Source organism: Devosia sp. P3_B2, from assembly GCF_056402875.1.
Genome location: NZ_JBFUGO010000005.1, coordinates 157,967 through 174,557 on the forward strand (window position 1 = coordinate 157,967; position 16,591 = coordinate 174,557).

Consider the following 16,591-nt stretch of genomic DNA (forward strand, 5'->3'; position numbering starts at 1 on the left):
TTTCACTCCTTTTCGGTGGAACGCCGGAACTGGCCTCCTATGTTCCCGACGAACGAGCGATCCCGATTTCGACAGCGACTAGCCGATCTCCTTCAAGATCGTCTCCAGCGACGAGGTGAACGCCTCCTCGACGCTGCCGCCAAGGCTGAAGGCGTTGCCGATCTCCATCAGGATAAAGCCGTGGAGGAACGCCACCAGGGTGCGTGACAGCGGCAGGATGCGCGCCTCGGCGATGCCGGCGGCCTTCAGTTCCTCGAACAGCGGCTGGGCCGAGAACAGGCAGGCGGCGCGGATCTCCGGGTCGTTGAAGGCGTTGCCGCTATAGATCGCCTTGTAGCGGTTGGGCGTCGTGAGGCCGAAGCGGCGATAGGCGGTGGCCATGGCGAGGAGCCGCGCCTTGGGTGTGTCGCCCTGGGTTTCGCGACGGAGATAGGCCTCTAGCCCGTTGAGGATCTCGATCTCGACGACCTTCAGGATCGCTGCGCGGTCGGCGAAATGCTTGTAGAGCGAGGGGGCTTTCACCCCCGCGCTCTGTGCTACGGCACCCATGGTCAGTGCCTCCGGACCCGACGCCTCGACCAGCGTCAGGGCGATGGCGGCGAGTTCCGCGGGCGAGGTCTTAGCGGGCGTCGGCAAGCTTTTGCGCCTTTCTGGCCGGCCCGATGAGGCCGAGATGCGTGTGGTGGTCGAAGCCGGGATACTTGAACCCGTAACCCACAGCGCGGTCCATGCCGATATGGGCGGCCCAGATCAACGCCAGTTCGGTGAGCCAGAAGATGCCACCGAACCAGCCGATGGCGCCGAGCACGGCGGGCACCGCGTAGGTATGGGCCAGGTTGTAAATCTTCGCCCCGGTCTTCGGACCAGCATAGAGGCCGAAGAACGACAGGTCCGGGGCGAGCAGCAGAATGGCGAACAGCCACCAGTTGCCGCCGAGGAACCAGTAGGCGGTAACAGCGGCGGCGAGCGCCACGAAGCCTTCGATACGAAGGTGCGAGACGACGGACTTGGGCGGAAAACCGGGGGTGACGGACATGACAAACCTCAATGGCTAACGTGTGTAGCTATGATAGCTACATGTGTTAGCCATGAGAGTCAAGCGGGGTGTGGTGCGGGGCGTAGGGATGGTGCGGATACACCTCCGCCGTCATTCCCGCGAAGGCGGGAACCTAGTGGGATGCTGCGTCGCAGGTGAACGTTGAGAAATCCCACTGGGTCCCCGCCTTCGCGGGGATGACGCCGGTGGGAGGGAAGTAGTGGGGGTGTATGGCGCGGCTACCGCGGTTGGCTCGCTACTTCCGCCCGAACGCAGCGGCGATGGCGTGGAAGGCTTTGACGATGTCGTCGGGGGTAGGGGACCTCTCCGGGTCGACCAGCCACTGGGCAATGACACCGGTGGTCACCGCCAGCATCAGCGAACCGACGGCGCGTTTGGTTTCGGCATCAGCATCGGTGGCGGCGAAATCGTCGCCGAGACCGGCGCGGGCATCCTCCTGTCCGCTCGCGATGATGGTGGCGAGTTCGGGGATGCGCATGGCGGTGGCGGCGTTCTCGAAGCTGGCGAGCGACAGTTGGCGGTCGCTGGCAACGGCCGCGGCGAGGTCGCGCCAGTGCTTTTCGAAGCGCTCGCCGTAGTCGGGGATCGAGGCGGCCGGCTCGGCACCGAAATGCTCGCCCCATTCGCCAAGCATCTCGATGATCGCCTGGGTCATCAGCGCGTCCTTCGAGCCGAAGTGATAGCCGATCGAAGCGAGGTTGGTGCCCGAGGCGGCGACGATGTCGCGCGCCGTGGTGTTGGCGTAGCCCTTCTCGCGGAGGCACTTCTTGGCGCCGGCGAGCAGATCTTCCTTGTGTCCCATAACCCTTCCTAACGGCTTCGACGAGTCGGTTCTATACGATCGTATGAAATTCATCTAGACAGCCGTTTTATACATACGTATGAATATCGGCATCGCAACAGGAGATGCCGTGATGACCCACCACCCGATCCGTACCGTGCTGATTTCTGGCGCCAGCGTCGCCGGCCCCTCGCTCGCCTTCTGGCTCAGCCGCTTCGGCTTCGAGCCGACCATCGTCGAGCGCTCCAAGAAGCTGCGCGAGGGCGGCTATGCCGTCGATTTCCGCGGCACCTCGATGGAGGCGCTCCGTCGCATGGACCTGCTCGAGGCGGTGCAGGCCGAGGCGACCAACATGGGGGACATGTACTATGTCGATCGCCGCGACCGGCAGGTCGCGACCATGCCCGCCGCGGCGTTCAGCGGCGAACTAGAGATCATGCGCGGCGACCTGGCGCGGATCCTTTACGACGCTACCAAGGCAGGCACCGAGTACATCTTCGGCGACTCGATCGCCGAGCTCGCCGAGTTCGGCGATGGGGTGGAGGTCCGCTTCGAGAGCGGCATGCACCGGACCTTCGATCTGGTGATCGGCGCCGATGGCCTCCACTCCAACGTCCGCGCGCTGGCCTTCGGCCCGGAGGAGCAGTTTGTGCGCGATCTCGGGCTTTATGCCTCGATCTTCACGGTGCCGAACCGCATGAACCTCGACTACTCAGGCCGGCTGTTCAGTGCGCCCGGTACGCTCGCCGGCGTCTACAGCGCGCGGCAGAACCGGGAGGCGCGGGCCTTGATGTTCTTCGACGGCGACTTCGGCGATTACGACTATCGCGATGTGGGCGCGCAGAAGCGGTTCGTGCGCGAGCGCTTCGCCGGGCAGGGCTGGCACGTGCCGCAGATCCTCGCCGACATGGAGGTGGCGCCCGACTTCTACTTTGACACCATCAGCCAGGTCGTGATGGAGCGCTGGTCGAAGGGCCGGGTGGCGCTGCTTGGCGATGCCGCCCACTGTGCCTCGCCGCTATCGGGCATGGGCACCGGCATGGCGGTGGTCGGGGCGTACATCTTGGCGCATGAACTGAACGCCTCGCGCGACGATCACCAGACCGCATTCGACAACTATCAGCGGAAGCTTCAGCCCTTCGTGAACGCCAGCCAGTCACTAGCGCACAAGGCGGTCGGCGGCTTCGTGCCGAAGGGCAATTTCGGCATCTGGGTGCGCAACCTGATGATGAAGCTGCTGCCGCTGCTGCCGGTCGAAGTGATGCTGAAGGAGACCTACGCTGCGGCCAACGCGATCAGCATCTGAGTGGAGAGGGCGGCGTCGGAACGCCGCCCATCCTATTCACATCGGCATCAGTTCGGCGACTTCGACCGAGCCGCCGGCCGCATAGATCGGGCAGCCGCGCGCGAGCGAAATCGCGTCGTCGAGGCTCTTGGCTTCGAGGATGGAGTAGCCGGTCAGCGCGTTGCCGTTGGTGCTGGTGACACGTCCATCGGCGCCGATGGTCTTGCTCGGCCCGGCCGGGTTGCCCATGTCGGCGACCGCGCCGCCCATGCCCTTGTACCAGGCGACCCACTTGGCCATCGAGTCTTCGACGTCTGCGGGTGAGGAAGCGGGCGATCCGTGAAAGCCCAGGATGTACTTCGCCATTTTTCTGTTTCCCTGTTTGCCGCTGCTTACGGTCACATACTGGTCGGCAGGTTCAGCGGTTTGCCTGTCTCGAGCAGCGTCTTGAGACCCGCAACGACCACCGGCCAGCCGGTATCGATGCCGGCATTGGCCTTCTCGTAGTCGTGGTGGGTGATGGTGAACTTGACGACCTCACCCATCGGCTCGATCGCGAAGGTGACGAGGGTGGGTTGGGAGTTCTCGGCCCAGCTCGGAATGAAGGTCGAAACGATCTTCTTGAGCGGCTCGATCTCGATCACTTCGCCGTCGAGCATGACCTGGCCGTCGCCGCTCAGGTACCGGAACGCCCCGCCGCGCTTGAGGTCGCTGTCGACGCGCGTGCCGTAGTAGTAGAGCGCGGTCAGCTCGGGCTTGGTGAGCGCATCCCAGAGCGCTTCCGGTGTCGTCCGGATGTAGGTCTCGAGCACGAAGTTCGGTTTGTCGGCCATCGGTACTGAACTCTCCAACTGGTTCTTCAAATCGAGTGCGAAGCGCGCGAACGGTTTCTGGTACGGCGCGATCCAGCGATCGGCGACTTCCTGGATCGGGGAGGCGTTCAGGTAGTGATATTTGAACCGCCCCTCCTTGCGGCTCGTCACCAGCTTCGCCTCTTCGAGCACCTTGAGGTGTTTCATCACCCCGAACCGCGTCATACCGAGCCCGCTCTCGAGTTCGGTAAGGGTCTGTCCGGCCTTGTCCCGAAGACTATCGAGAAGTTGTCGCCGGGTCGGATCGGCCAGGGCTTTGAAGACGGCATCCACAGTCACAACAATAGGTGACCAAATGGTCACGTGTCAAGTGTCGACGATAGCGGCTGCTACGGAGGAGGGGATTGGCAGCTGGAATGGTAGCGGCTAGAGAGTCGTCCGCTGGCGGTGAAATCGATTTCGCGGCCGCGCATCGATCGGAGGATCCCCAAAATGGCGAAGACCAAGACCGTTTCGGCCGCTACCGGCTATGGCGAACTCGACCTCGCAGGCCAGTTCCAGCTGACTTCGCCGAAGACGAAGATCAAGGCGCCGATCACGCTGCCCGGCGACGTGCACACCGCGCTGCTTGATGCCAAACAAATCCCCGATCCGTATTTCGGCCAGAACGAAGTCGACGTCATGTGGGTCAACAAGACCCCCTGGACGGTGGAGCGGAAGTTCGACGCCGAGGCTGCCGACATCGATGGCTACCTGACGCTGACGCTCGACAACGTCGACACCATCGCCACGGTGATCCTCAACGGCGAGCCGATCGCCGAAACGCAGAACCAGTTCATCCGCTACGACATCGACGTCACCGGTAAGGTGAAGATCGGCACCAACACGCTACGCATCGAGTTCGCGGTGACCCGCGATGTGGCGAAGGCGCGCTCCGACGCCCATCCGTTCCCGATCCCGTTCACCTACAACTACCTGTCGAACGGCCTCGAAGGCGTGCACATGAACTTCGTGCGCAAGGCTGCCTGCCACGCCGGCTGGGACTGGGGCATCTGCCTGATGCCAACTGGCGTCTACGGCAAGATGGCCATCCGCCGCTCGCGCCTCGCCCGCCAGGAGAGCGTCACGGTCGAGCAGTCGCATGGCAAGAAATCCGTCGAACTCTCGATCACGACTCGCGTTTTCGCCTTCGCCGAGGGTTCGGTCGAGCTGACGCACGAGGTCGACGGGCAGAAGCTCGCCGACAAGGTGGTGGTGCGGCCGGGCGAGAACGTCTTCACCCACAACGTCACCATCAAGAACCCAAAGCTCTGGTGGCCGAACGGGCAGGGCGAGCAGCCGCTCTACGAACTCTGGACCACGCTCGACGGCGAGGTGACCAAGCGCAAGCTGGGCTTGAGAAAGCTCGAGTGGCTGGTCGAGAAGGACGAGATCGACCACAGCTTCAAGGTGCGGATCAACGGTCGCGATATCTCGATGTTCGGCGCCAACTGGATCCCCGCCGACGCCATCCCCTCGCGCATCACCCCCGACACCGTTCGCGACCTGCTCGAAAGCGCGAAGGCCGTGAACATGAACATGCTGCGCATCTGGGGCGGTGGGCAGTACGAGCCGGATTATTTCTACGAGATGTGCGACGAGCTCGGCATCCTCATCTGGCACGACTTCATGTTCGCCTGCATGAGCTACCCCTCGGATCGCGCCTTCCTCGCCGACGTGCGCACCGAGATCACCCAGCAGATCCGCCGCCTCAGCCACCACGCCTCGATCGCGCTGTGGTGCGGCGACAACGAGGTTATCGGCTCGCTCCACTGGTACCCCGAGACCAAGGCGGCGCCGGAGCGCTATGTCGCCAACTACGACCGGCTGAACTCGATGCTCGGCTACATCGTCGAGGACGAAGACCCGAGCCGCCGCTTCTGGCCGTCCTCGCCGTCGCTCGGCTACATGGACTATTCCGACGGCTGGCTGATGGATACGCGCGGCGACACGCACTACTGGAGCGTCTGGCACTCGGCCAAGGACTTCTCCGCCTACCGCGACGTGAACCCGCGCTTCGCCTCGGAATTCGGCTTCCAGAGCTTCACCTCTATGAACGTCATCGAGAGCTTCACCAAGCCCGAGGACCGCAACCCGACCTCGCCAGTGATGGAAGCGCACCAGCGCAACACCGGCGGCAACTCGCGCATCCTCGAAACGATGACGCGCTATTTCCGCTTCCCGTCGGGCTTCGAGAACATGGTGTTCCTGAGCCAGGTGCAGCAGGGCCTCGCCATCAAGACCGCCATCGAATACTGGCGCTCCACCAAGCCGCGCTGCATGGGCACGCTCTACTGGCAGATCAACGACGTCTATCCGGTGGCCAGCTGGTCGAGCCTCGACTATGGCGGGCAGTGGAAGCTGCTCCACTACATGGCGAAGCGCTTCTTCAACCCCATCAACGTTGTGGCGGTGCCGGACGGCGACACGATCCTCCTCAAAGCGATCAACGATACCGCCGAGAAGGCTGAAATCGCTGTGGAAGTCCAGGCGGTGGATGCCAATGGCAAAGCCCGCGTGATTGCTACCGCGAAGGCGAAGACCAACCCTGACAAGGCGGTGGTCGCGACCAAGGTGAAGCTCAGCGATCTCGGCCCGAACGAGTTCCTGTTTTTCGCCTGGACCGCCGAAGACGGAAAGCTCCTGGGCGAGAACGACTACTTCCCCAAAGCGTACAAGGCCTACGACCTCGCCGAAGCCAAGGTAAAGGCAAGCTGGTCGGGCGGCGACAAGGCGCCGGTGCTGACGCTGACCACCGACAAGCCGGCGGTGTTCGTCACCGCCACGGTGGACGTGCCGGGCTACTTCTCCGACAACGCCGTGACCCTGCTCCCCGGCCGCGAAGTAAAGCTGAGCTTCACGCCGCGGCATGGGGCGAAGGTGAGCAAGGACGACCTCGCTAAAGGGCTGAAGCTCAGCCATCTGCGCGAGACCTACTGACCCATAAAGATCCGTTGAGACGCATCGTCAAAAATGCGTCCCGACCCTAGCGAGGCGGGGGCAGTTGTGGTTTTGTCCGCCGCGCATTGTAACGTTGCAAAAGAGGATATTCGCATGGCTCTCTCCATCGAGCAGCGGCTGGACCGGATCAAGGTGCGGCTGGAAGAGCTCACCTGGTGGCGGGAGCGCGAGACCGTTCCGGTTAGCGGCTGGATGCTGAACGGCAAGCCGATCGAGGTCGGGGCGCCGTGGCCGAGTCGCGACGGAGTGCAGAGCTTTGCCGTGGGTGTGTCGGTGCCGCCGAACTGGCCGATTGGTGAGGCGCGGCTGTTCCTCGATCTCGGTGGCGAGGCGCTGGCGACGCTGATCTATGCGGACGAGAATATCGGCTTCGGCAACGACCCTTATCACAAGGAATTCCCGGTCAGGGCCCACAACTTCCGCATCGAGGCGGAGGCGGTGGCGCGGTTGCCGTTCGGCGAGCCGGTGCGAAAGCCGCACCTCAACGAGGCGAAACTCTATTGGCTCGATGGGGCGGTGGATGCGCTGCGCCTGCGGCTGCTGCAGGTGCATGAGGCAGCGGGGGAACTCGGGGATCACGAGGTGGTGCCGCATCTCGTCGCGGCGGCCGAGGAGGCGTTCTATGCGCTCGAGTGGCCGTCGGCGACGCAGGACTATGTCTCGCGCTTCGCAGCGGAGCGGGGGCAGCAGCGGATCTGGCAGTTGCCGCCGCTGAAGGACAATCCAGCCCCGCTCACCGATGAGCAGCGGCAGAGCGTGGTGAAGGCCGATCTCAAGCTGATCCGCAGGCTGCGCGAGCTGCAGGAGCGGTTCCCGCAACAGGGCGAGATCGCGCTCACCGGGCATGCGCACATCGATCTCGCTTGGCTGTGGCCCTATGCCGAGACGCGGCGGAAGATGCGGCGGACCTTCTCCACGGCGGTGACGCTGATGGAGGGCTCGAACGAGTACCTGGCGCAATCCGGCTTCCGCTTCAACCAGTCGACGGCCCACTACTACGCGCAGATCGAGGAGGACGATCCGGCGCTGTTCCAGAAGATCAAGGCCAAGGTCAGCGCCGGCGGCTGGGAGACGGTGGGCGGCATGTGGGTCGAGCCCGACACCAACATGCCGACAGGCGAGAGCCTGACGCGGCAGATCCTCTACGGGCAGCGCTACTTCCAGCAGAAGTTCGGGGTGCGGCATACGGTGTGCTGGCTGCCTGACTGCTTCGGCTTCTCCGGCGGGCTACCGCAGCTGCTCAAACAAGGCGGTATCAGTTCGTTCTTCACCATCAAGGTGAACTGGAACGATACCAACACCATCCCGGCGGACCTCTTCTGGTGGGAGGGGATCGACGGCTCGCGGGTGCTGACCCACACGTTCAACAACCCCTGGCACGGCTACAACGGGGCGGTGAACCCGCTGAGCATTTTGAAGACCTGGCGCAACTTCATGCAGAAGTCGGCGCATCCGACCTCGCTGTTGGCGGTGGGCTATGGCGACGGCGGCGGCGGGGTGACGCCGGAATATGTCGAGCGCGAGATGCAGTTGCGGGATTTCCCCGTGCTGCCGAAGGCGCGCTGGAGCCGGGTCGAAGACTTCTTCGCTGCGGCGCATGAGACGGGGAAGAGGGCGCAGCTGCCGGTGTGGCAGGGCGACATTTATCTCGAGTTGCATCGGGCGACGCTGACCACGCAGAGCGCCACCAAGAAAGCGCACCGCCAGGCGGAACGCGCGCTGATCACCGCGGAAACGCTGGCCTCGCTGGCGGCGCTGCTGGGTGGCGAGCAGCCGGAGAGCCTAGAGCATATCTGGCGCGTGGTGCTGAAGAACGAGTTCCACGACATCCTGCCGGGCTCCTCGATCGCCGAGGTGTATGACGACGCCGAGCGCGAGCTGAACGACGCCATCGGGCGGGCGCTGGCGCGCCAGCAGATGGCGATGTCGGCGATCGTCGCGAAGATCCCGGATGGCGACGTGGAGGACGCAGTGGTGGTGGTCAACCCCTCGCTCAGCCGCCGGCCGGTGCGCGTGACGATGAGCGATGGCGCGCACTACTCGAGCACCGACGTAATGGCACCGCTCGGCATCAAGGTGTTCACGCGCGCCGATCTCGAGCCGCTACCGGGGCTGTCGGTAGGCGAGGGGCATCTCGAGAACGCGCATATCCGCGCAACCATCGGGCTCGATGGCTCGGTCACCAGCCTCATCCACAAGGCGACCGGGCGCGAGGCACTGGCCGGGCGGGGCAACCAGCTCTGGGTCTATCCGGCCGACAAGCCGCGCGACTGGGACGCCTGGGACATTGAGGAGGACTACGCCAAGAAGGGTATCGAGCTGAACCGGCCCGAGAGCATCAAGGTGGTCGAGGACACGCCGGCGCGGGCGGCGGTTCGCATCGTGCGGCGCTTCCGCGCCTCGACGGTGACGCAGACCTACATCCTCGAAGCCAATGGGGTGCGGCTGGACATCCTGACCGAGATCGACTGGCACGACCGGCATTGCCTGCTGCGGACGCAGACGCCGGTGGCGGTGCGGACGACGCACGCGACGTTCGAGCACGCCAATGGCGTGGTGCAGCGTACGACGCACACCAACACGTCGTGGGATCAGGCGCAGTTCGAAGTGCCGGGGCATCGCTTCCTCGATATGAGCGAGCCGGGGTTCGGCGTGGCGCTGCTCAACGACGCCAAGTACGGGCACAGCGCCAAGGGCAACGTGCTGGGGCTGAGCCTCGTGCGCTCGCCGGTTTACCCCGATCCGCTCGCTGACGAGGGCGGGCAGCGGTTCACCTATTCGCTCTATCCGCATCCCGGGGATTGGCACGAGGGCCGGGTGCGCGAGGAGGCCGAGGACCTGAACCAGCCGCTGCTGGCGGCGGCGGCGAGTGGGGTGGCGTCGGTGCACTACGAGCCGATTGGCGCGGAGGGTATTGCGGCGGCGCTGTCGGGGCTGAAGCCGGCCGAGGACGGCAACGGGCTGGTGCTGCGCGTCTATGAGCCGTCGGGCCGCCGCGGCGATTTTGCGCTGAGCGTGCCGGATGGGTGGGCTTTGGGTGAGAGCCTCAGCATCCTCGAGGAGCCGATGGACCGGGGACCGGGCGCGGAGCTGCGGCCGTTCGAGGTTCGGAGTTGGCGGATTTCTCGGGAGTAGGCCGGAGCGCGTTGCTCCCACTGGCGGCGGTGGGGGGAACTCGCGCTGGAGCGGCGGTACCCTCAGCCCTTGTCCACCGGAGCATCCGCCCGTCCGCCCCACTCAGTCCACGAGCCATCATACACCGCGACGTCCTTCGCCCCGGCAATGGCTAGCGCCAGCGCTACCGTCGACGCCGTAACCCCCGAGCCGCAGCTGGTGACAATGGGTTTGGTCACGTCGACACCGGCTGCAGCGAACAGCGCGCTCAGTTCGGCCGCCGACTTCATCTTGCCGTCGGCGGTGACGGCCGAGGACGGCACGCTGAGGCTGCCCGGAATATGCCCCGAAGCCAGCCCCGGTCGAGGCTCGGGCACTTCGCCACGGAAGCGCTCGGCAGGGCGGGCGTCGACGATCGTCTTGGCCTTCGACGAGGTGAGGCTGAGGACGCTGTCGAAGTCTTCCACCTGGTTGGGCTGAAAGTTGGGGACGAACGTACGCGCCGCCCGCGTCACTTCGCCCGATGCGGTGGGGCGGCCTTCGGCGCGCCATTTCAGGCCGCCGCCGTCGAGCACGCGCACGTCCTTGGCGCCCATGGTGCGGAGGCTCCACCAGACGCGCGGGGAGGCGAAGATGCCGGCTTCGTCATAGACCACGATCGTATCGGTATCGGCGATACCCAGCTTGCCGACGGCTTCGGCGAAGGCCTCAGGTGTCGGCAGCATGTGGGGCAGCGTGGTGGTCTTATCGGCGATGTCGTCGATGCCGAAGAACACCGCGCCGGGGAGATGGCTCTCGAGGTATTCGGCATGGCCCTTGCGGCCTGTCGCGGGCATGTACCAACTGGCATCGACGAGGACGACGTTGGGGGCGTCGAGGTGTTCGGCGAGCCAGTCGGTGGTGACGAGAGGGTTGGTCATGGGTGCTCCGCTATTCGGCGGCGCACCCTAAGAGCTTCGTCCGGTTTCGGCTAGCGCTCCAGCACCAGCACATCGCTGGAGGCGATGCCGACGCGGACCGGGGCGCCATGCGCCGGCGGGGGCGTGCGTTGGTCGTTGAAGGTGTCGAGGCTCACCGAATTGTCGCCGAGATCGACCTTCAGCCGGATCACCGAGCCGAGGAAGCTGACCTCCGAGACCTTGCCGTCGAGCACGATGTCGCGTGTCACGCCATTCGCCAGCGACACCGCTTCGGGGCGCATGGTCAGCGCGATGGCCTCGCCATTACGCGCAGTGGCCGGCAGGGCAGGGATGGTGACGGTGTTGCCGCCGAGCGTCACAGTCTTTGCGCCGGCGTCGGCGACGGTGGCATTGAGGGTATTGAGGGTGCCGACGAAGGTCGCGACGAAGCGGGTCTGTGGCCGGTTGTAGATGTCGAACGGCTTGCCGAACTGCTCGACATTGCCGGCGTTGAGGACGACGATCCGGTCGGAGATCGACAGTGCTTCTTCCTGATCATGCGTCACGAACACTGTGGTGATGCCGAGTTCGCGCTGGATCTGGCGGATCTGCTCGCGCAGCGATACGCGGATCTTGGCATCGAGCGCCGAGAGCGGCTCATCGAGCAGCAGCATGCGCGGGCTCGGCGCCAGCGCACGGGCCAGCGCCACGCGCTGTTGCTGGCCGCCCGACAGCTCGAACGGGTAACGCTTGCCATAGCCGGAAAGCCCGATCAGTTTCAGCATTTCCTCGACGCGGGCTTCGCGCTGCGGCTTCTGCATGCCGGCGATCTTCAGGCCGAAGCCGATATTGTCGGCGACGTTCATGTTGGGGAACAGCGCGTAGGCCTGGAACACCATGCCGATCTTGCGCTGGTTCGGGGCCAGGCCGGAGATATCCTTGCCCTCGACGAGGATGCGGCCCGAATCCGGCCGCTCGAAGCCGGCGATCATCCTGAGGATGGTGGTCTTGCCGCAGCCGGACGGGCCCAGCAGGGTGACGAACTCGCCCTTGTCGAATGAGAGGTCGACGCTCTTGACCACGGCGTTGCCGGAGAAGGTCTTGACCAGCTTTTCGATGCGAAGGAATTCCTCGGCCATAGTCTAGTCCCTACGAGCGGTTTTGGGTGCGAAGCGGGCGAGCAACTGGATCATGCCCATGGCGCCCCAGGTGATGACGAAGGAGATGATTGCCAGCGCAGCGGGCTCGAAGGCCCGGTTGGCGCCGACGTTCTGCATGTAGACGCCGAACACTTGCCGGTTGAGCAGGCTCGCGATCGTGAACTCGCCGATGACGATGGCGAGCGTCAGGAAGGCGCCCGACAGCACGGCGACGATGATGTTGGGAAAGATCACCCGGGCGATGATGGTCACCTGGTTGGCGCCCAGGATGTTGGCCGCTTCCGTGAGAGTTTGCACGTCGATGGTGCGCAGGCCCGTGTCGACCGCACGATACATGTAGGGCAGCGCCAGCGCGACATAGGCGAGGGTCAGCAGGATGTCGGTGCCGAGGTTCGTGCCGAGCAGCGGCAGGACCGACGACGTGTTGTACATCCGGATGTAGCCGAACACCAAAATGATGGCCGGGATGATCAGCGGCAGCAGTGTGACGAACTCGATGATCGGCCGCAAATGCGGGGCGCGCAGCCGCACGTAGTAGGCGGCGGGCACGACGATCAACAGGCCGACGATGATGGCGCACACGCCAATGATCAGCGAGTAGCTGAAGGCGGCCTGGAAGCGGCCATCGGAGAACACCGAGGTATAGGCATCGAAGGTGTAGCCCGTGCGGCGGATGCGCAGCGAGAACTCGAAGGTGGCGAGCAGCGGCACGAGGAAATAGGCCGCGCCGAGCCCGAAGATCACCCAGCTCCAGAGCTTGCTCGACTTCATTTGAGCCACCTCTCCGCGCGAGTGCGAATGACAAGATAGATGACGTTGGCGAAGGCGGTGATGACGATCATGCCGAGCGCCAGCGCGGCGCCGAGGCCGGGATTGTGCAGTACGTCGCCGCGGATTTGCGCATAGAGCAGGATCGGCACGATGTTGAGCGACGAGCCGGTCAGCGCGTAGGCGGTGGCGATGGCGCCAAAGGCGTTGGCGAACAGCAGCGACAGCGTGCCGAGCAGGTTCGGCCACAGCACCGGCAGCCCGATATAGCGCCAGAACTGGCCGTTGGTGGCGCCGAGCGTCGCGGCGGCCTCGCCCCATTCCTTCTTCAGCCCGTCGATCGCCGGCGCGATGATCAGGATCATCAGCGGGATCTGGAAATAGAGGTAGGTGATCGTGAGGCCCCAGAAACTCAGCACGTTGAAGCCCGACTTGTAGAGATCGAAGCCGACGAACTTCAGCAGCACCGTAACCAGCCCGAGCCGGCCGAGAGTGGCGAGGAAGGCAAAGGCCAGCGGGATGCCGGCGAAGTTGGAGGCGACGCCGGAGAAGGTCATCACCGTGGCCCGGATCGCCGGCGGCAGGCGGCCGCGGATGATGGCGAGCGCGATGACCAGCCCGATGCCGGCGCCAAGCAGCGCCGAGGCAGCCGAGACCCGGATCGAGATCCAGAACGAGGCGACGATTTGCGGCGTGCCGAGATCGATGACGTTCTGCAGGGTGAAATTGCCCGCCGGATCCTGGAAGGCGCCGACCACGAGGCCGAGCGTCGGGATCAACAGGAACAGCAGGGCGAACAGAATGAACGGCGCGATGGCGAGGATGTCGCCCGGGCGGAGACTGGTGATGAACCGGAACGGGTTTCCGCCGACGCGCACAACTGGCCCGGTCGAAACCGGGCCAGTCGCGGTGTCAGCTGCAGAGCTGACGTTGGCCATATTACTCTGCGACGTTCGCGCCGACGACGCTGTCCCAGTTAGCGGTGATTTCCGTCTTGGCGGCACCCTGCTCGTCGAGCGTGGGGAACACGGCCTTGGCATAGGCATCCGCCGGCGGGAGCTTGGCGAGCAGGTCGGCCGGGATCACGCCGCGGGCCGCCATGTCGTTGAAGCGGATCGGGTGGCAATAGCCCGCAAGCCAGCCGAGCTGGCCTTCGTCCGAATAGAGGTACTCCATCCAGAGCTTGGCCGCATTGGGATGCGGAGCGTAGGCCGAGATGGCCTGGATGTAGACACCGGCGACCACCGCGTCGCTGGGCACGATCACTTGCGCGGCGGGGTTGCCGGCAAAGCCATCCTTCCAGGCAAGCGCGTTGTAGTCCCAGGCGGCGACGATCGGGGTGGTACCCTGCGCCACCGAGGCGGCCTTACCGATCACCGGCACGAAGTTGCCGGCTTTGTTCAGGTCGGCAAAGAACGCGAGGCCGGCCTTGCCGGCATCGGCACCGGCGGCGGCGCCAGTTGCGAGGCCGGCGGCGTGCACGCCCGAGATCGCCTGGTTGGCAGCGCGCGGATCACCGGCGAGCGCGAAGGCGTTGGCATATTCCGGCTTCTTGAGGTCGGCCCAGCTGGTCGGCGGAGTGGCGACGAGGTCGGTGTTCACAAGGAACGACAGCACGCCGTAGTAGTCGCCGGTCCAGAAACCGTCGGCATCCTTGGCCGAGTCCGGGATCGAGTCCCAGGTCGAGACCTTGTAGGCCTGCACCAGGCCGTCGGCCTTCGAGGACGGGCCGAAGCTCAGGCCGACGTCGATCACGTCGGGAGCCTGCGGGCCAGTGTTGCCCTTGTTGGCCTTGATGGCCTCGATTTCGTCAGCCGAGCCCGCATCGGGATTCAGTTCGTTGACGGTGATGCCGGGGTACTTGGCCTTGAAGGCCTCGATGACGGCACCGTAGCCGCACCAGTCGTGGGGCAGCGCGATAACGGTGAGCTGGCCCTCGGTCTTGGCGGCGTCGTAGAGGGCGGTGAGGTCGGTCTGCGCCGAGACGGAAAAGGTCGAAGCGGCGAGTGCCGCGACCGAGACCGATGCGACGAGCGCGTTCTTGAAGATCATTCTGCGTCTCCCTGGAATATTTGGCTTCTTGTCCTGACTCGGGAGGAGCCCCAAAAGCCGCGTTTCACCTATTTTGGCCGTGTGACAGGCGCGTGACACCGACGAGCGGCGTGCACAGGGCGCCGTATTGCCAGGGCTGCAAGAAAGTCCCGCAGCGCAGGCGATTCACCCGTCGGATTTCCCCCGAGGTCATTTGTGACAATTGTGACAGTGCCCGTTTTACTTGGACGAGTCGAGATGGACCGCTGAGGGCGATGGAGGGCTAGTTTAGAGCCGTTCCAGCCTTGGTCGATATTTCTTGAACCACGCAATCCACTTTGATAGGTCGCGCTCCAATGGACGCTAGGCGTCCCGCCGGAGAACCCCAATGAAGACGATCAGCACGCTCGCCATTTCGATCGGCATCGCGGCCATGGGCAGCGGCCTCGTGTCGGCGGCCGAGCCTACCGCCGATGCCATCCTCAAGACCTATGCGGATATCGGGCTCGCCACCTACGAGGACGCGCTCGCCACCGCCAAGGCCCTGGATGCGGCGACCGACGCGCTGATCGCCAACCCGAGCGACGAGACGCTGACTGCCGCGCGCGAAGCCTGGAAGGCGTCGCGGCCGTCGTATCAGCAGACCGAGGCATTCCGCTTTGGCAACGCCATCGTCGACGAGTGGGAGGGCAAGGTGAATGCCTGGCCGCTCGATGAGGGCCTGATCGACTATGTCGACTCTTCGTACGGCACCGAGAGCGACGAGAACGGGCTCTACACCGCCAATATCATCGCGAACTCCAAGATCACCATCGACGGCACCGAAGTCGATGCGGCCGAGATCACTCCCGCGTTTCTCGAGGATACGCTGCAGGAAGCCGGCGGCATCGAGAGCAATGTCGCGACCGGCTATCACGCCATCGAGTTCCTGCTGTGGGGCCAGGACCTGCACGGCACCGAGGCCGGCGCCGGCGAGCGTCCGTTCACTGACTATTCGACCGAGGCCAACGCCAAGCGCCGCGGCCAGTATCTCGATTCAGCGACCGACCTGCTGGTCGCCGATCTCGAGGAAATGGTGGCCAACTGGCAGGAGGGTGGGCCGGCTCGCACCGCTCTCGCCGAGACTGGCGTGGCGACGATCCTCACCGGCATGGGCTCGCTGTCGTTCGGCGAATTGGCCGGCGAGCGCATGAAGCTCGGCCTGCTGCTGCACGATCCCGAGGAGGAGCACGACTGCTTCTCCGACAACACCTACATTTCGCATCTCAACGACGCGATCGGCATCCAGAACGTCTACCTCGGCAAGTACACCCGGGTTGATGGTTCAGTTGTCGAAGGCCCGTCGATTTCGGAGCTGATCGCCGCCAAGGATGCGGCGCTCGACACCGAGATCAAGGCGCTGCTGGCTGACACGGTCGCCAAGATGGAAACGATGAAGACCCGCGGCGACACGGTCGAGAAGTACGACCAGATGATCGCCGAGGGGAACACAGAGGGCAACGCCGTGGTGCAGGCCGCGATCGACGGGCTGATCGCCCAGACACGCGGTGTCGAACGCGCCGTGGCGCTGCTGGAACTGGGCGACACCGTGACCATCGAGCAGTCGGACAGCCTCACCAATCCGGACGCGGTGTTCCAGTAAACGAGCGTTTTCCATAGTTTTCTCGGCGTCGCGGGTTGAAAG

General features: G+C 64.7%; 14 protein-coding genes. 4 read left to right on the plus strand and 10 right to left on the minus strand.

Features of this window, described 5'->3' with window-relative positions:
* Nucleotides 1-78: 78 nt before the first annotated feature.
* From AC1DV8_RS09540 to AC1DV8_RS09550, 3 genes are all read right to left on the minus strand, one after another.
* Nucleotides 79-636 (minus strand): TetR/AcrR family transcriptional regulator, encoded by a 558-nt coding sequence (locus AC1DV8_RS09540; RefSeq protein WP_477157296.1) that lies wholly within the window; start codon nt 634-636, stop codon nt 79-81.
* Nucleotides 620-1,036: a DUF4260 domain-containing protein gene (locus AC1DV8_RS09545; protein WP_477157297.1), complete on the minus strand. Its 417-nt coding sequence runs from the start codon at nt 1,034-1,036 to the stop codon at nt 620-622. Before AC1DV8_RS09545 ends, AC1DV8_RS09540 begins: the two co-directional genes overlap by 17 nt.
* Before the next feature lie 256 nt (nt 1,037-1,292).
* Nucleotides 1,293-1,859: a TetR/AcrR family transcriptional regulator gene (locus AC1DV8_RS09550; RefSeq protein WP_477157298.1), complete on the minus strand. Its 567-nt coding sequence runs from the start codon at nt 1,857-1,859 to the stop codon at nt 1,293-1,295.
* 112 nt (nt 1,860-1,971) lie between these two features.
* Here AC1DV8_RS09550 and AC1DV8_RS09555 point away from each other — a divergent pair, with 112 nt between their 5' ends.
* Nucleotides 1,972-3,144 carry an FAD-dependent monooxygenase gene (locus AC1DV8_RS09555; protein ID WP_477157299.1) on the plus strand — a complete coding sequence of 391 codons (1,173 nt, stop codon included), beginning with the start codon at nt 1,972-1,974 and terminating at the stop codon, nt 3,142-3,144.
* A 36-nt stretch (nt 3,145-3,180) separates the two neighbouring features.
* On the opposite strand, the gene AC1DV8_RS09560 is transcribed toward AC1DV8_RS09555, so the two are convergent.
* Nucleotides 3,181-3,489: a YciI family protein gene (locus tag AC1DV8_RS09560; RefSeq protein ID WP_477157300.1), complete on the minus strand. Its 309-nt coding sequence runs from the start codon at nt 3,487-3,489 to the stop codon at nt 3,181-3,183.
* Between the two features lie 32 nt (nt 3,490-3,521).
* Entirely contained in the window at nt 3,522-4,274 is a 753-nt protein-coding gene (locus tag AC1DV8_RS09565) for an ArsR/SmtB family transcription factor (protein ID WP_477157301.1), read from the minus strand.
* A gap of 153 nt (nt 4,275-4,427) precedes the next feature.
* On the opposite strand from AC1DV8_RS09565, the gene AC1DV8_RS09570 reads away from it, so the two are divergent.
* Nucleotides 4,428-6,914, plus strand: a complete 2,487-nt coding sequence (locus tag AC1DV8_RS09570; protein ID WP_477157302.1) for a beta-mannosidase — start codon at nt 4,428-4,430, stop codon at nt 6,912-6,914.
* Between the two features lie 114 nt (nt 6,915-7,028).
* Nucleotides 7,029-10,070, plus strand: a complete 3,042-nt coding sequence (locus AC1DV8_RS09575) for an alpha-mannosidase (RefSeq protein WP_477157303.1) — start codon at nt 7,029-7,031, stop codon at nt 10,068-10,070.
* Nucleotides 10,071-10,132: 62 nt separating this feature from the next.
* Here AC1DV8_RS09575 and sseA read toward each other — a convergent pair whose 3' ends face one another.
* The 5 genes from sseA to AC1DV8_RS09600 are packed head-to-tail and all read right to left on the minus strand — an operon-like array spanning nt 10,133 to nt 14,928.
* Entirely contained in the window at nt 10,133-10,969 is an 837-nt protein-coding gene (sseA, locus tag AC1DV8_RS09580) for a 3-mercaptopyruvate sulfurtransferase (protein ID WP_477157304.1), read from the minus strand.
* A 50-nt stretch (nt 10,970-11,019) separates the two neighbouring features.
* A complete protein-coding gene (locus AC1DV8_RS09585) occupies nt 11,020-12,087 on the minus strand; it encodes an ABC transporter ATP-binding protein (protein ID WP_477157305.1) in 1,068 nt (355 codons plus the stop codon).
* 3 nt (nt 12,088-12,090) lie between these two features.
* Nucleotides 12,091-12,879: an ABC transporter permease gene (locus tag AC1DV8_RS09590; RefSeq protein WP_477157306.1), complete on the minus strand. Its 789-nt coding sequence runs from the start codon at nt 12,877-12,879 to the stop codon at nt 12,091-12,093.
* Nucleotides 12,876-13,814: an ABC transporter permease gene (locus AC1DV8_RS09595; protein ID WP_477150246.1), complete on the minus strand. Its 939-nt coding sequence runs from the start codon at nt 13,812-13,814 to the stop codon at nt 12,876-12,878. Before AC1DV8_RS09595 ends, AC1DV8_RS09590 begins: the two co-directional genes overlap by 4 nt.
* A gap of 1 nt (nt 13,815) precedes the next feature.
* Nucleotides 13,816-14,928 carry an ABC transporter substrate-binding protein gene (locus AC1DV8_RS09600; RefSeq protein ID WP_477150247.1) on the minus strand — a complete coding sequence of 371 codons (1,113 nt, stop codon included), beginning with the start codon at nt 14,926-14,928 and terminating at the stop codon, nt 13,816-13,818.
* 367 nt (nt 14,929-15,295) lie between these two features.
* Between AC1DV8_RS09600 and AC1DV8_RS09605 the strand changes: the two genes are divergently transcribed.
* Nucleotides 15,296-16,549, plus strand: a complete 1,254-nt coding sequence (locus tag AC1DV8_RS09605; protein WP_477157307.1) for an imelysin family protein — start codon at nt 15,296-15,298, stop codon at nt 16,547-16,549.
* Nucleotides 16,550-16,591 lie beyond the last annotated feature (42 nt).

Bases quoted from the DNA above. Each gene is read 5' to 3' on its own strand.
- AC1DV8_RS09605 (WP_477157307.1), top strand. From the start codon at position 15,296: ATGAAGACGATCAGCACGCTCGCCATTTCGATCGGCATCGCGGCCATG.
- AC1DV8_RS09570 (WP_477157302.1), top strand. From the start codon at position 4,428: ATGGCGAAGACCAAGACCGTTTCGGCCGCTACCGGCTATGGCGAACTC.
- AC1DV8_RS09590 (WP_477157306.1), bottom strand. From the start codon at position 12,879: ATGAAGTCGAGCAAGCTCTGGAGCTGGGTGATCTTCGGGCTCGGCGCG.
- AC1DV8_RS09555 (WP_477157299.1), top strand. From the start codon at position 1,972: ATGACCCACCACCCGATCCGTACCGTGCTGATTTCTGGCGCCAGCGTC.
- AC1DV8_RS09545 (WP_477157297.1), bottom strand. From the start codon at position 1,036: ATGTCCGTCACCCCCGGTTTTCCGCCCAAGTCCGTCGTCTCGCACCTT.
- AC1DV8_RS09560 (WP_477157300.1), bottom strand. From the start codon at position 3,489: ATGGCGAAGTACATCCTGGGCTTTCACGGATCGCCCGCTTCCTCACCC.
- AC1DV8_RS09550 (WP_477157298.1), bottom strand. From the start codon at position 1,859: ATGGGACACAAGGAAGATCTGCTCGCCGGCGCCAAGAAGTGCCTCCGC.
- AC1DV8_RS09585 (WP_477157305.1), bottom strand. From the start codon at position 12,087: ATGGCCGAGGAATTCCTTCGCATCGAAAAGCTGGTCAAGACCTTCTCC.
- AC1DV8_RS09595 (WP_477150246.1), bottom strand. From the start codon at position 13,814: ATGGCCAACGTCAGCTCTGCAGCTGACACCGCGACTGGCCCGGTTTCG.
- AC1DV8_RS09575 (WP_477157303.1), top strand. From the start codon at position 7,029: ATGGCTCTCTCCATCGAGCAGCGGCTGGACCGGATCAAGGTGCGGCTG.
- AC1DV8_RS09600 (WP_477150247.1), bottom strand. From the start codon at position 14,928: ATGATCTTCAAGAACGCGCTCGTCGCATCGGTCTCGGTCGCGGCACTC.
- sseA (WP_477157304.1), bottom strand. From the start codon at position 10,969: ATGACCAACCCTCTCGTCACCACCGACTGGCTCGCCGAACACCTCGAC.